We start from the raw sequence: 15,084 nt of genomic DNA on the forward strand, positions 1-15,084 counted from the left end.
GGGTCCACCGCGCGCCAACGATGTCATCACGGTCGCTGGCATCGCATGGCAAAGCCCTTCGCAGTCGGCGTGACGGTAATGTCGCCGTGTTCGATGGTGCATGCGAACGCACCACCCGCTTCCTTAACTGCATCGATGCAGGCATCCGACGGATGGCCGTAACGATTCCCCTCGCCGGCGCTCGCGATAGAGAACTCGGGCTTAAGCGTGCCCAGCAGGTCTGTGTCGACGGAAACTTTTGAGCCATGATGCCCCAGCTTGAGCACATCGATATCTCCCACCTCCTGTACAAACTCGCGCTCCTGATCGAGCTCGGCGTCACCAGTAAGGAGCACACGCAGGCTCTTGCCTTCCTGAGCGTAGGAGAGCAGCAAAACAAGAGAGTCCTCATTGCCCTCGCCATCCACCGTGTCAAACGGCCACATCACACGAGCCCGAAATGCGCCGATATCGACCGTGTCTCCGCGAGCCACCTGCCGATACGTTACACCCGGGCGATTCAGAACCTCAGTAGGCGCGCCGTCAAGTGCATCGGCCGCGACCGCAATGGTTCCAACCGAAAAACGATCGAGTACGTCGGGAAGACCGCCCCAATGGTCTTCATCCCAATGCGTCACGAAGACGGCGTCGATATGGTGGACGTTATTGCGAACCAACGCCGACACCACGCGGTCATCGAGCCCACAGTCGACGAGTGCCACGGCGCCACCCTGACGAACCAGAATCGCATCGGCCTGGCCAACATCGAGGACCGTTACCGAAGGCGGCGCACATCGATCCCAATAGACATACGGAACACCCGCTGCGAGCATTAAACACAGCAGCCCCGCTGCCATGCTCCGCGCGCGGGGGCGTGGCCACCAGACCAAGAGGGCCACCAGCGCGAACGGCACCACATATACCAAGGGCGTATCGGGCGGCACGCTTACGGATGCGCCCGGAACGGCAGCAAAGAGCTGTTCAAAGAACAGCGCACAGCGGGCGACAATCATGGGCACCACGAGCGCCCCGTGACGCAGCAGCGGCACAAGCGAGCAGGGCACCAGCACAACCGATACAGCGAGCAGCACGCTTATCACCGGACCGATCACGGCATTTGCAAGTGGGGCAATGAGCGAAAACGTCTCAAATGCGGGAATCGTAACGGGAAGTGTCGCCAGCTGCGAGCACAGCGTGACAGACAAAACGCTGGCGACACCCGATGGCATGCCCAGCTCGCCCAAGGCGTAGGTGGCGTAGGGGCAAAAACAAAGGATGGCAAAGACACTGGCGCACGAAAGCTGAAAACCCATTTCGAACAATACCGTCGGACGCAGCAACACAAAGATTGCCATGGTGACGAACAGAGCCGAGAGGCCATGCCGACGACGCCCGGCGCCGTTGGCGACAAGCGACGCCGCCACCATGCAGCACGCGCGCACGGCCGAGGGCGAAGCGCCCGTAAAAACGGCATAGGCAGCGAGGGCCAGCACCAACAGCCCCCGCTGCAGCCCACGAGAGAGGCGTGTCTTTTGCAGGGCGCTCTCAATCACAAACCCCACGATGGCAAGATGACTACCCGAGACAGCGATAAGATGTGCGGTGCCCGTTACCGAAAACCAATCGCCCGCCGGCTGGGCACGCAGCTCGGCCGAGCGTCCGCAGACAACGCCGGCAATGAGCGAGCGCGCTGGATCGGTCGCGGGCGCGATAACGGCAAGGAGCTCGTTTCGAAGCCAAGACAACGGGCCTGGAGGGCCCTCGTCGATCGATACCAACCGGACGACTTTAACCTTTCGAAGCTCGCCCCGAAGCACGCGTGAGCGCCCATACGCATCATTCTCAAAGCGCGAAATTCGACCGATAGCACGTACATGCGAACCGACGCCGAGCTCACGATCGCACGACAGCCATACCTGACCCAAATGCTTTTCGCCCGCAAACGCATCGCAGGTATAGGAGTACACACCGTCATTGATGGACGGATCGCCGTGCACAACAAACTCAAGACTGCTCGCAGCCCGATTATCCAGTGCCCTCGATGCGTGTAGCGCTCCTATCGCCCAAGCCGCGGACACGACCGCTCCCGCAACGAGGCCAAGGGCCGCGGCATACAGCCATCGCTTCCACCGCACAAGACGCATACAGGACCGTGCCAATACGATGCACGTCGCAGCCGCGAAGGGAATGGCCATAAGCAATGTGACGGGCGCCGCCCGCTCTCCCAGCAGCGCATCGGCCGCCATGTTAAGCACTAACCCACAGCTCGCACACAAGCCGGCACAAAGGGCTATCGCCCACGGCATCAATGGGCGCGGTGGCATCACATGCTCGCGCTCGGTCGCACTCATACGCAGATGCAATCTTTAATTTTGGCGAGTTTCTTCTCACCGATCCCCGATACGCGCATAAGGTCATCGACCGAGGCAAAGGCCCCGTTTTGCGTCCGTTCGTCGATAATTGACTGGGCCATAGAAGGCCCGATGCCCGAAAGCGTCTGCAGCTCCGCCGCACTTGCCGTATTGATATTCACAAGTCCCGACGAAGACCCTGTACCAGGGGTCGTGGAAGCACTGCTTTCGGCGGCGCCGACGGCCGCAGCCGTTTGTTGCTCCCCTACCGTCGGCACATAGATCTTTTGACCATCGGTGATCTTGGACGCACGGTTAAGAACCGTCACATCCGCCTCGGCCGTAAGCCCTCCGGCGGCATCAATCGCCTGGGACACCCGTGCTCCATCTTTAAGCCGGTACACGCCAGGCTTCACAACGGCGCCATCAACATCGACGTACACCTCGGCAGCAGAGGAGCTCTTGGCAGACGGCTCATCGGCATCGTCAGGAGAGGCATCCCCGGCCCCGCGCACATCCGAGGCGCTCGCCTCATCACTACGCTCAAACGATACGTCGCTGGAGTGACCACCAAAACCTGCCATCGCCAAGCCGCTCGCGGCGGCAATGACAACCAGGATCGCCACGACCATCGCCTTATGGCCGAGCAGCTTTTCTGCCCAGCGGTCCATCCGTTTAACCCGTTCGTGTTGCTCGCGCTGCGCCATAGCAAACACCTCCCAACACCATCGTGTCAGGAAACGAACGCCGCAGCCTCCGCACGCCCACACCGGTTTTCGCGGTCAAACCAAAAGCCGACCAAAACCTTGCGAAATAATGTCCATTTATTCAGGCACACGTCGACAAATGAACCGTTTATCGCCTAATGCCCAGATAGAAAAAGACCGACGATGCAAAATCACCGCCGGTCTATACACAACATTATTCGTGATCTTGGTAAATCTCACGTGGAGCGAGCTCGGAATGTTTGCGTTTTAAGGTCTTAGGGGCCTTATACGTGTTGCTCTCGAAGTCGATATACTCGGTCTGCTTGAGCAAGCGCTCAATCATCTCCTCGTGATCGAACAGCTCCCACGCCTCATGCACGGCATCGAGTTTGGCGTGCGTCTCGGGGCGGCGCGGCATAAAGAGCGTGCAGCAATCGGGAGCGGCCTCGGTCGAGATATCGAAGGTACCGATTTCCTCGGCACGCGCGATGATCTCCTGCTTGTCCGAACCAATCAGCGGGCGGAACACGGGGATCTTGACGGCCTCGTTGACGGCCATGATGTTCTCGAGCGTCTGGGAAGCAACCTGACCGAGCGATTCACCGGTCACAATAGCCTTGGCGCCCTCGATATGCGCAATGCGCTCGGCAACCGAATACATAATGCGACGGTACATGATCACGCGCAGGTTGCTGGGGCAGATCACCGAGATCTCACGCTGACAATCGCCAAACGGCACCACGTACAGGCGGCCGATCTGGACACCCGGCTCAAGCGCACGGATGATGTCCTGCACCAAATACTCGCTCGTGTCGGGCGTCTGCGGACGACCGGAGAAATGTACCGGCACGCACACCGCGCCGCGACGCGCGAGCATCCAGGTCGCTACCGGAGAATCGATACCCGACGACAGTAGCGTCACGACCTTGCCGGCAGATCCCACCGGCAGACCGCCCACGCCGCGCTCGGAGCGCGCGTACACATAAACGCTACCCTGGACCACCAGCACGTGCACCATTGCGTCGGGGTCGTGCATCTGGACCTTTTTATCGGGAAACGCCTCGCACAACACCTCTCCCACCTGACGATTGATATCAATCGAGGTGAGCTCGTAGTCGGTGTTCGAGCGCTTGGCATGCACCTTAAACGACTCAAAGGGACCAAACTCGCGCAGCGCCTTCACGGCGGCGGCGCAGTACTCCTGCGGGTCGCGGTTCGTGTGATATGCCAGGGACACGCGAGCAACGCCGGGGACGGTGCGAATGACGCGCGCCGCCTCGTCGGCCTGATGCTCGTTAAAGGTCACGAGGATATAACCGGAAATTCGAGACACGGCATTCACGGAAAAGGCGGCCAAGGCCGCCTTGATGTTATCCATGAGGATATGCTCAAAATGTGCGCGGTTCTTACCCTTCAGTCCAACCTCGTGATAGTGGACCAGGCAGACGCGGGCTGCCATTTAGGCTTCAGCAACCTTATGGCCGAGTGCCTTCTCGTAACGGGCCTCGTCGTAGGAGATGTCGCCGTCGACAATCTCGTCCATAGCCATCGAGATGGTATCGGCGCCGGAAAGCGCAATAGTGATGTCATCGACATCCTGGACGGCGAGCACGCGGTTGTGCTGGCCACGCAACATGCTGTTAATGTCGCAGGCGCGCTTGGAGGCAAGCGAGGCGAGCAGGAAGCGGTTGTGATCGGTCTTCTCCAGAAGATCGTCAATGCAAGGCTTTACAACGGACACGGACCTCAGATCCTTTCATGCATATCGAGAACGCGAACGAGCTCATCGGTCGCGCGGTCGAGATCGTCATTCACCACGACGTCGTCGTAGCGGTCGGCAAGGGCAAGTTCATCGGCGGCGTTTGCCATACGCAGCTCAATCGTCTCGGGCGTCTCGGTACCGCGACCGACCAGACGCTCGCGGAGCACCTCGAGCGAAGGCGGCTTGATAAAGATCAGCACGGCCTCGGGGAAACGCTCCTTCACCTGCAGGGCACCCTGGACATCGATCTCCAGAATCAGAGACGCGCCCGAGGCGAGCTTGGATGTGACCTCGCTCACCAACGTGCCGTAGCAGTTACCGTGGACCTCGGCCCACTCAACAAACTCACCGTTTGCCACGCGGCGGTCGAACTCCTCACGCGTCAGAAAAAAGTAGTTGACGCCGTCGACCTCACCTTTGCGTGGTGCTCGCGTGGTAGCCGAAACCGTCAGGCCCAGGTTCGAGCGGCGCTCGCGCACACGAGTGACGAGCGTACCCTTGCCTGCGCCTGACGGTCCAGAAATCACAAAGAGCTTGGAATCCTGAGCGCTCACTTATTTGGTCAGCTGCTCGAGGAGCTGCTCGCGCTGACGGACGCCGAGGCCCTGGACGCGACGGGTAGCGGAGATACCGAGCTCCTCCATGATCTTGGCGGCCTTGGCCTTGCCATAACCAGGGAGAGACTCGATGAGGGTGGAAACCTTCATGCGGGAAGCGATGGGGTCATCGGAGTTGAGCACGGACTCGAGGGACTTCTCGCCCTTCTTGATCTGCTCGCGAAGCTCAGCGCGGGCATGACGTGCGGCAGCAGCCTTCTCAAGAGCCTGCTTGCGCTGCTCATCGGTAAGCTGAGGGAGTGCCATTCGTACCTCCAAAAAGTTGGGTTATATCTGATTCAATAATTGGCATTTTAGCACGTAGAACGTACAAAATGCCCAATCGCGGCTCCATAGGTTAGACGATACCCGCAAAAAGTGCAATATACTGCGCCCAAAGTTAAGCCCCTGACCTGCGATTCCACACAAAGGATGGGAAAGTTTACGCAGGCACAGGGGCTATTTTGTGCTAATGAGACCCAAAAGTGGTGACTTAGGGGAATCTTTTAGGCGACGTTTTCGACCAGCTCAGCGACAATAGCGTCAAAGGCGGCAACCGGATCGTCGGCGCCGGTGATGGGACGGCCCACCACAATGTGGCTTGCGCCCCGCTCGATAGCCTGGGAAGGCGTCGCCACGCGGGACTGGTCACCAAGGGCGGCACCCACCGGACGCACGCCCGGAGTCACGATCAGGGCATCGGGACCCAGCAGCTCACGCATGTCGTGAGCCTCCATCGGCGAGCACACGATACCGTCGATGCCGTTGGCCTGAGCGAGCTTTGCCAGGCGGGCGGCCTCCTCGGCCACGGGCGACTCGACGCCGATCTCGCTCAAGGCATCCTGGTTCATGCTCGTGAGCACGGTGATGGCGACGAGCTTGGCGCGGTCCTCGCGCGCCTCCTCGGCGCCCTCGCGGCAGGCAGCGAGCATGGCGCCCGAACCCAAGCCGTGGACCGAAAGCAGATCGGCACCGGCAAGCGAGGCCGAGCGGGCGGCACCGCGAACCTGATGCGGAATGTCATGGAACTTAAGGTCAAGGAAGACCTTAAAGCCCAGGTCCTTGAACGTCTTGACGATCTCAGGACCCTCGGCGTAATAGAGCGTCATGCCAACCTTGAGCCAGGCGGCATGGCCCGAAAGCTCGTGGGCGAGCTCGAGCGCACGCTCACGGTCGCAGTCGAGAGCGACGATCACGCGGTCGCGGGCATCGGTCTCTAGCATTCGAAAGCACCTACCAGTTCGTTGATGTCCTTCACGCCCTGGGACTCGGCCCAGGCCTCGAGCTCATGCGCGATCTTGAGCGAAGCGCACGGATCGACGAAGTTGGCCATACCGACCGACACGCAGGTGGCGCCGGCCAGGATAAACTCGGCCGCATCCTCACCGGTCATGACACCGCCGACACCGTTGATGGGGATATCGACGGCCTGGGCAACCTCCCAGACCATGCGCACGGCGATGTGATGACACAGCGGGCCCGAAAGGCCGCCCTTGGGCTTGGCCACGCGGGACTTGCGGGTATGGACGTCGATGGCCATGCCCTGGATGGAGTTGATGACCGAAAGGCCGTCGGCGCCGGCAGCCTCGAGGGCCTTGGCGATCTCGGCGACGTTGACCGGCGCCATCTTCACGAACAGAGGCTTATCGGTCACCTTGCGGCAGGCAGCCATAACGGAAGAGGCGCCCTCGGGCGTGGAGCCCATGGCGGCACCGCCGGCGGCGATATTGGGGCAGCTCACGTTGATCTCGTAGCCGGCAGCCCAGGGGCACAGCTCGACATACATCTCGAGTGCGCGGACAAACTCGTCAACGGAGTGGCCGGCAACCTGACAGATGACCTGGCAGCCGTCCTTGGAAAGCTGCTCGAGCCACGGACCGGACTCGCGGGCAAAGGCGGCCACGCCGGGGTTCTGAAGGCCCACGGAGTTGATCATACCGCCGGGGATCTCGGCCATGCGGGGCGCGGGGTTGCCGGGCCAGGGCTCGGCAGCGCAACCCTTGGTGGTGATGGCGCCCAGCTGGGAAACATCAAAGAAGTTCTGGAACTGCCAACCGTAGCCAAAGGTACCGGCTGCGGTGTTGATGGGGTTCTGCATCTTGACGCCGCCGAAATCGACGGCCATGTTCACGGTACCCACTAGAAGACCACCACCTTGGAAGCATCGAACACGGGGCCGCACATGCAAGCACCCTTCATACCGTCGACCGTCTCGACATTGCAGGTGTTGCAGGCGCCAAAGCCGCAGCTCATCATGCGCTCGAGCGACACCTCGCAGTACGCACCGGCCTCGGCGGCAGCGGCGGCGACCTTCTTCATCATGACGGCGGGGCCGCAGCTGGCGACGTAGTCGTAGCCGCCCTCGCCGAGCAGCTCGGCGGCAGGATCGGTGCAAAAACCGTGCATGCCGAGCGTGCCATCATCGGTGCACACGTTAACCGTGGCGCCCAGCGCGCGGAACTCATCGACACCCACGGCCTTGGAAGCGGTGCCAAAGCCCAGGCAAACGTCGACATCCACGCCCTGCTCGGCAAGCATGCCGGCGAGGCACAGCACGGGCGGAACGCCGATGCCGCCCGCCACGAGCAGCGCCTTCCTGGTGCCCTCGGGAACAAGCCAGCCGCGGCCGCCAGGGCCCAACAGGTTGGACTTGGAGCCGGGGGCCATCTGCGACAGACGACGGGTGTCGTCGCCCACGACGGCGTACCACAGCTCGACGGTGCCGGCCTGGGCGTCGGCGCGATAGAAGCTCAGAGGCACGCGAAGCAGCGAGGACGCATCGCCGGGCACGGCGATGTTCACAAACTGACCGGGCTTGAGCGCACTTGCAAGCTTGGGGGCCGAGATGACGAGCGAGAAGATGCCGTCGGCGATCTCCTGGTTCGAGACGACCTCGAAGTCGTGCATGCGTGCAGTGGAAGGTGTGGGCATAGACGCTCCAATCCCCCATGCGGTTGCATGGTCCAAACGAACAGAAAGCGCGGCACCGCAAGGGCGCCGCGCACAAAAGCGATAAGGCTATGCTAGCAGATGCAGCCGTCGGCGAGCGTCTGCTTACCGCCGACAAACACATCGGTGGCACGACCGGTAAGCGTGCGGCCGGCGAAACCGGAGTTCTCGGCGCGCGACTCGTAGCCGTCCTCGCCGACCGTCCAGGTGGCGGACGCGTCGAAGACAGTCAGGTCGGCAACGGAGCCCGCCTTGACCTGAACCTGGTCGAGGCCCAGGATCTCACGCGGCTTGATGGCCATGAGCTCGACCATGCGGCCCATGCTCATCTTGCCCGTGTTGACCAGCTCGGTGAGCACGAGCGACAGCGAGGTCTCGAGACCGATCATGCCAAAGGGCGCAAGCTCGAACTCGCGGGCCTTCTCCCACGGGGTGTGGGGAGCGTGATCGGTGACGATAACGTCGACGGTACCGTCGATGACGCCCTGACGGATGGCCTCGGCGTCCTCGTCGGTGCGCAGCGGCGGATTGACCTTGAGCGAGGTGTTGTAGGTCTCGTCCAGGTCGTTCTCGGTCAGGAACATGTGGTGCGGGGTGGCCTCGCAGGTCACCTGAACGCCAGCGGCCTTACCGGCACGCACGAGCTCGAGACCGTGAGCGGTGGAGATGTGCTGGATGTGCAGCTTGGCACCGGTCAGCTTGGCGATCTCGATGTCGCGGGCGATCTGGAGCTCCTCGCCGGCAGCCGGCCAACCCTCGAGGGCCAGACGGGTCGAGACCTTGCCCTCGTTGATCTGGCCGTGGCCGACCAGGTCCTCGTCCTGGCAGTGGCTCATGAAGACCTTGCCGAACATCTTGCCGTAGTCCATGCAGCGACGGAGCATGCCCGCGCCCTGCACGCCGCGACCGTCATCGGTGAAGGCGACGGCGCCGTGGGCGACCATATCGCCCATCTCGGACATGGCCTCGCCCTTAAGACCGCGGGTCATGGCGCCCGACGGATAGACGCGGCAGTGGCCGACCTCGGCAGCACGGGACTTGACGAACTCCACGACGGTGCCGTTATCGGTGACGGGATCGGTGTTGGGCATGGAGCACACGCCGGTAAAGCCGCCCTTGGCAGCTGCGCGGGTACCGCTCTCGATGTCCTCTTTGACCTCGTAGCCGGGCTCGCGCAGATGCACGTGCATATCCACCAGACCGGGGACGAGGTACTTGCCGGAAAGGTCGCGGACCTCGGCTCCCTCGACGGCGAGATTCTCGCCGACCTCGGCGATCTTGTCGCCGTCAATCAGGACGTCAACGACACCGTCAAGCTCGACGGACGGGTCGACGACGTGGGCATTCTTAAGAAGCAAGGCCATTATCGGCACCTCCAAGCAGCAGATACAGGATAGCCATACGCACGCAGATACCGGCGTAGACCTGCTCCAGGATGACGGAGCGTTGCGGGTGGTCGGCCATATAGGAGTCGAACTCGACGCCGCGGTTGATGGGGCCCGGGTGGCAGATGATCGCATCGGGCTTCATGAGCTTCTCGCGGTCCTTGGTCAGGCCGAAGAGCCTGTGGTACTCGCGAATGGTCGGGAACGGGGCACCCTCGAGGCGCTCCTGCTGCACGCGCAGCATGTAGACGACGTCCAGCTCGGGCAGGACGGAATCGAGGTCGCTCGTCACGTGGTCGCAGCCAAGGACCTCGGGTGCCGGCGGCAGCAGCGTGCCGGGGGCGACGGCGTAGGTCTCGCAGCCCATGATCTTAAGGGCGGGGATCAGCGAGCCGCAGACACGGGAGTGGGAGATGTCGCCGACGACGGCGACCTTCAGACCGTGGAAGTCACCCTTGTGCTCCCAGATGGTGTACAGGTCGAGCAGGGCCTGCGTGGGGTGGTTATGCTTGCCATCGCCGGCGCAGATAACGCTCGCGGGCGAGTTCTGCGTGACGATGTAGGGCGCGCCGGCGTGCTTGTCGCGCACGACGATGCAGTCGATCTTGTAGGCGTTGAGGGTCTCGACGGTATCGACGAGGCTCTCGCCCTTGACCGTGGAGGTCGAGGAGCCGCCAAAGTTGAGGCTGTCGGCCGAAAGACGCTTCTCGGCGAGCTCGAAGGAGCTGCGGGTACGCGTCGAGGGCTCGTTGAACATGTTGACGATGGTCTTGCCCTTGAGCGTGGGGACCTTCTTGATCGCACGCTCGTTGACCTCGGAGAACGCCTTGGCGGTCTCGAGGATGAGCTTGATATCCTCTTCGGAGTACTCGGTAATGTCGATCAGGTGCTTATGGTTGAACGCCACGGTACTACTCACCTCCCAGCGGCGCGGAGCCCACGTGGGAACCCGGCGCGACGTCGTTAATCTCGACAGCGGTGTGGCCGTCGACTTCCTTCATATATAGGTGCACGTTCTCCTCATGCGACGAGGGAACGTTCTTGCCGACAAAGTCCGGCGAGATGGGGAGCTCGCGGTGGCCGCGGTCAACGAGGACTGCCAGCTCAATGCGGCTCGGACGGCCCAGGTCCATAACGGCGTCGAGAGCGGCGCGGATGGTACGACCCGTATACAGGATGTCGTCCACCAGCACGACGCGCTTGCCGTCGACGCTGAAGGGAATGTTGGTAGCGTGGATCGCGGGAGCGAAATTGGTCGCATAGTCATCGCGGTAGAAGCTGATGTCCAGGCTGCCGAGCGGAACGTCGACGCCCTCGATCTCCTTGATCTCCTCGACGAGCTTCTTTGCCAGAAGGTCGCCGCGCGTGACGATGCCGACCAGAGCGAGGTCTTCACAGCCCTCGTTGCGCTCGAGAATCTCGTGCGCGATGCGGGTCATCGCTCGGTTGACGGCGGTCTCGTCCATGATGACCGCCTTGGGGGAAGTCGTGCCCATCGATCTCCTTCCTCACATGTCTTGACTGCTGACACAGTCAAAAAAATAGATGCCCGACCGCTCAAAGCGGACCAGACACCCACAGGAAGGGCTGCTCTTTGGCAGCAATGTAATTCCATGTGGGTATCTCGTACCCCTTTAATGGTCAAGGGATAGTGTAGCCAACCTCGAGCTTAATTGCGAGCATAAATACAGAGCAATCCGTAAACGGAGCCCAATGCTCCATAAACCTATATATATTTGTGGGACGAGCTTGAAAACGCACGCACGAGCTGGCATAATCCCCTCTGCTGCACGCAAATCGGATCTACGTCCAGGGCCGTGGCGTGAGCACTATCGCCAAAAGAGGAATATCTCTGTGTAGATTACGCACAGGGAGCTGCTTCTGTGCTATAGTTCAGGCTTGTTTGTTAACGCGACATGTTCGTTTGTCGCCCAAGGAGGGTCAGTTATGTCCAAAGTTTGCGAAGTTTGCGGTAAGCACCCCGTTGCCGGTCGCTCCATCAGCCACTCTCACCGCGTCACCAACCGTAAGTTCCGCCCCAACATCCAGCGCGTCTACGTCGTCGTCGATGGTCACCGTCGCAAGATGAACGTTTGCTCCACCTGCCTCAAGTCTGGCAAGGTTGCGCGCTCCTAAATAAGGTCTTACCAACAAGTACCTCGGACTCTCCGGGTCAAAGACCTCGCGTTCATATAGAACTTACCAAAGGCGCCCTCCCCTACGGAGGGCGCCTTTTTGCACTCATTGGGGACAGACTTATATGAGGGTTTGCAGATGTCAAAGGGATCATAGCGCAGCTGGTATGCCTTGTAACTAACGGTACGCCTCGAGCGAGTCGGACGCACCTTACACGGGATTGAAATGGATGTAATCGAGTAGCTGCACCGCCTGTGTGTCCGACTCAACCGCGACCCGCGAATAGCGATTATCAAACAGATGTCCCGTTTTCCCATTGAAATACTCATGAGAGTCTGTCCCCAATGAGCGGGGCGATGCAGCAGGCAGATAGTTTTTGTTAAAACGCTTCATTTTATTGAAGCGTTTTAGTGTGCCTTTTAGAGGAATCTTACCGTTCGCCGAATAATTTCTTGCTATCATGCAAGGCGTAGGGTAAATCTCCGATCGCAAGGAGACACAAATGGTGAAAAAGTCACCGGAAAACACTACTCCCGCAATTGTGGACAACGTAGAGGCGCTTGAGGCTAAGCTCGCTCAGATGCGAGAGGCCCAGGCGCTTTTTGCTACGTACACGCAGGAGCAGGTCGACAAGATCTTCTATGAGGCCGCCATGGCCGCCAACAAGGCTCGTATCCCGTTGGCGAAGTTGGCCATCGAGGAGACCGGCCGCGGCGTTCTTGAGGACAAGGTCATCAAGAACCACTACGCCGCAGAGTACATCTACAACGCTTACAAGAACACCAAGACCTGTGGTGTCCTGGAGCGCGACGAGGCTTACGGCATCACCAAGATCGCCGAGCCCATCGGCATCGTGGGCGCCGTCATCCCGACGACCAACCCCACCTCCACCGCGATCTTCAAGACGCTGATCTGCCTGAAGACCCGCAACGCCATCATCATCTCCCCGCACCCGGCAGCCGCCAAGTGCACCATCGCCGCCGCCAAGCTCGTGCTTGACGCCGCCGTCAAGGCCGGCGCCCCCGAGGGCATCATCGGCTGGGTCGATGTCCCCTCCATCGAGCTGACCAACATGGTCATGCGCGACGTCGACATCATCCTCGCCACCGGTGGCCCGGGCATGGTCAAGGCCGCCTACTCCTCGGGCAAGCCCGCCCTGGGCGTTGGCGCCGGTAACACCCCGGTCGTCATCGACGACACCGCTGACGTGCTGCTCGCCGTCAACTCCATCATCCACTCCAAGACCTTCGACAACGGCATGATCTGCGCTTCCGAGCAGTCCGTGACCGTCATCGACACCATCTATGACCAGGTTAAGGCCGAGTTCCAGAAGCGCGGCTGCTACTTCGTCAAGCAGGGTGCCGAGATGGAGGCCCTGCGTGCCGCCATGTTCAAGAACGGCGCCCTCGATCACCGCATCCCCGGCATGGCTGCCGCCAAGATCGCCGAGCTCGCCGGCATCGAGGTTCCTGCCAAGACCAAGATCCTGATCGCCGAGGTCACCTCCACCGACCCCGCCAAGGAGGAGTTCTCCCACGAGAAGCTCTCCCCGGTCCTGGCCATGTATCACGCCAAGGACTTCCAGGAGGCCGTCGACAAGGCCGAGCACCTGGTGCTCGCCGGTGGCCCGGGCCACACCGCCTCTCTGTACGTGCACCCTGCCCAGGCCGAGAAGATCAGCCTGTTCGAGCACGTCATGAAGGCCTGCCGTATCGTCATCAACACCCCGTCCTCGCACGGCGGCATCGGTGACCTGTACAACTTTGGCATGAAGCCGTCTCTGACCCTGGGCTGCGGCTCCTGGGGCGGCAACTCCGTCTCCGAGAACGTTGGGGTGAAGCACTTGATCAACGTTAAGACTGTGGCCGAGCGCCGTGAGAACATGCTGTGGTTCCGCGCTCCCGAGAAGGTCTACTTCAAGAAGGGTTCCACGCCCGTCGCCCTCGACGAGCTTGGCAACGTCATGGGCAAGAAGCGCGCCTTCATCGTCACCGACCAGTTCCTCTTCAAGAATGGCAACACCCGCGCCATCGAGGCCAAGCTCGACGAGATGGGCATCGCCCACGACTGCTTCTACGACGTCGAGCCCGATCCGTCGCTGCAGTGCGCACGTCGCGGCGCCAAGCAGATGGCTCTCTTTGAGCCGGACGTCATCATCGCCGTCGGCGGTGGCTCCGCTATGGACGCCGGCAAGATCATGTGGATGATGTACGAGCACCCCGAGTGCAAGTTTGAGGACATGGCCATGGACTTCATGGACATCCGCAAGCGTATCTTCACCTTCCCCGAGATGGGCAAGAAGGCCTACTTCGTCGCCGTCCCGACCTCTTCGGGTACCGGCTCCGAGTGCACGCCGTTCGCCATCATCACCGACAAGGAGACCGGCATCAAGTGGCCGCTCGCCGACTACGCGCTGCTCCCCAACATGGCTATCGTCGACGCCGACAACTGCATGACCGCCCCGCGCGGCCTGACCGCTGCCTCCGGCATCGACGTCATGACCCACGCCATCGAGTCCTACGTCTCCATCATGGCTTCCGACTACACCAAGGGCCTCTCCGAGCGCGCTGCCAAGCTCGTCTTTGAGAACCTGCCCTCCAGCTTCACGAACGGCGCCAAGGACCCGCACGCCCGCGAGGAGATGCACAACGCCTCCTGCATGGCCGGTATGGCCTTCGCCAACGCCTTCCTGGGCCTCAACCACTCCATGGCTCACAAGCTCGGCGCTTTCCATCACCTGCCCCACGGCATCGCTAACGCCGTCATCCTGACCCGCGTCATGCGCTACAACGCCGCCGAGGCTCCCGTCAAGATGGGTACCTTCTCCCAGTATCCTTACCCCAACGCGCTGCACAACTACGCCGAGATGGCCAAGTACTGCGGCATCGAGGGCAAGGACGACAAGGAGGTCTTCGAGAACTTCATCACGAAGCTCGAGGAGCTCAAGGACTTCATCGGTGTCAAGAAGACCATCGCCGACTACGGTGTTGACGAGCAGTACTTCCTCGACACCCTCGACGAGATGACCGAGCAGGCATTCAACGACCAGTGCACCGGCGCTAACCCGCGCTACCCGCTCATGAGCGAGATCAAGGAGCTCTACCTGGACGCCTACTACGGCCGCGAGCCCCAGGACTACGCCGTCTGCTAGTTTTTAGCACGGTTTTTTGCGGCGGGGGTGCACGGGTGTTTCACACACCCCCGCCGTCGCTTCTATCG

14 protein-coding genes are annotated in these 15,084 nt (G+C 61.2%); 2 read left to right on the plus strand and 12 right to left on the minus strand.

The genetic code is table 11. The annotated features are described in order from the left end of the window. Positions 1 to 26 precede the first annotated feature (26 nt). From ACESWY_RS05280 to pyrR, 12 genes are all read right to left on the minus strand, one after another. The gene (locus ACESWY_RS05280; RefSeq protein WP_373093202.1) at positions 27 to 1,976 is read right to left on the minus strand and encodes a DNA internalization-related competence protein ComEC/Rec2; all 1,950 of its coding nucleotides are present in this window, start codon (positions 1,974 to 1,976) and stop codon (positions 27 to 29) included. 350 nt (positions 1,977 to 2,326) lie between these two features. After that, complete coding sequence (locus ACESWY_RS05285; RefSeq protein ID WP_329738166.1) at positions 2,327 to 3,037, minus strand: helix-hairpin-helix domain-containing protein; 711 nt, start codon at positions 3,035 to 3,037, stop codon at positions 2,327 to 2,329. 214 nt (positions 3,038 to 3,251) lie between these two features. Further along, complete coding sequence (gene thiI, locus ACESWY_RS05290; protein WP_373093203.1) at positions 3,252 to 4,496, minus strand: tRNA uracil 4-sulfurtransferase ThiI; 1,245 nt, start codon at positions 4,494 to 4,496, stop codon at positions 3,252 to 3,254. Continuing rightward, entirely contained in the window at positions 4,497 to 4,778 is a 282-nt protein-coding gene (locus ACESWY_RS05295) for a DNA-directed RNA polymerase subunit omega (protein WP_055250050.1), read from the minus strand. Between the two features lie 5 nt (positions 4,779 to 4,783). Beyond that, the gene (gmk, locus tag ACESWY_RS05300) at positions 4,784 to 5,353 is read right to left on the minus strand and encodes a guanylate kinase (RefSeq protein ID WP_006236131.1); all 570 of its coding nucleotides are present in this window, start codon (positions 5,351 to 5,353) and stop codon (positions 4,784 to 4,786) included. Then, positions 5,354 to 5,662 carry an integration host factor, actinobacterial type gene (mihF, locus tag ACESWY_RS05305; protein WP_006236130.1) on the minus strand — a complete coding sequence of 103 codons (309 nt, stop codon included), beginning with the start codon at positions 5,660 to 5,662 and terminating at the stop codon, positions 5,354 to 5,356. Between the two features lie 239 nt (positions 5,663 to 5,901). Next, the gene (gene pyrF / locus ACESWY_RS05310; protein WP_035138533.1) at positions 5,902 to 6,618 is read right to left on the minus strand and encodes an orotidine-5'-phosphate decarboxylase; all 717 of its coding nucleotides are present in this window, start codon (positions 6,616 to 6,618) and stop codon (positions 5,902 to 5,904) included. After that, positions 6,612 to 7,520, minus strand: coding sequence for a dihydroorotate dehydrogenase (locus tag ACESWY_RS05315; RefSeq protein ID WP_006236128.1), 909 nt, complete (start codon positions 7,518 to 7,520; stop codon positions 6,612 to 6,614). The genes pyrF and ACESWY_RS05315 overlap by 7 nt, the downstream gene beginning before the upstream one ends. Positions 7,521 to 7,534: 14 nt before the next feature. Continuing rightward, entirely contained in the window at positions 7,535 to 8,302 is a 768-nt protein-coding gene (locus tag ACESWY_RS05320) for a dihydroorotate dehydrogenase electron transfer subunit (RefSeq protein WP_161144713.1), read from the minus strand. A 116-nt stretch (positions 8,303 to 8,418) separates the two neighbouring features. Further along, a complete protein-coding gene (locus tag ACESWY_RS05325; RefSeq protein WP_161144698.1) occupies positions 8,419 to 9,708 on the minus strand; it encodes a dihydroorotase in 1,290 nt (429 codons plus the stop codon). Beyond that, entirely contained in the window at positions 9,692 to 10,636 is a 945-nt protein-coding gene (locus ACESWY_RS05330; protein ID WP_195503118.1) for an aspartate carbamoyltransferase catalytic subunit, read from the minus strand. The genes ACESWY_RS05325 and ACESWY_RS05330 overlap by 17 nt, the downstream gene beginning before the upstream one ends. A gap of 4 nt (positions 10,637 to 10,640) precedes the next feature. Continuing rightward, positions 10,641 to 11,225 carry a bifunctional pyr operon transcriptional regulator/uracil phosphoribosyltransferase PyrR gene (gene pyrR, locus ACESWY_RS05335; protein WP_161144696.1) on the minus strand — a complete coding sequence of 195 codons (585 nt, stop codon included), beginning with the start codon at positions 11,223 to 11,225 and terminating at the stop codon, positions 10,641 to 10,643. A gap of 451 nt (positions 11,226 to 11,676) precedes the next feature. Here pyrR and rpmB point away from each other — a divergent pair, with 451 nt between their 5' ends. Beyond that, on the plus strand, positions 11,677 to 11,865 hold the full coding sequence (rpmB, locus tag ACESWY_RS05340; RefSeq protein ID WP_022094725.1) for a 50S ribosomal protein L28: 189 nt from the start codon (positions 11,677 to 11,679) through the stop codon (positions 11,863 to 11,865). A 502-nt stretch (positions 11,866 to 12,367) separates the two neighbouring features. Continuing rightward, entirely contained in the window at positions 12,368 to 15,016 is a 2,649-nt protein-coding gene (adhE, locus tag ACESWY_RS05345; protein WP_373093204.1) for a bifunctional acetaldehyde-CoA/alcohol dehydrogenase, read from the plus strand. The last annotated feature ends 68 nt before the right edge of the window (positions 15,017 to 15,084 follow it).

It is taken from the genome of Collinsella aerofaciens ATCC 25986 (genome assembly GCF_964237925.1).
Lineage (GTDB): Bacteria > Actinomycetota > Coriobacteriia > Coriobacteriales > Coriobacteriaceae > Collinsella > Collinsella aerofaciens_BJ.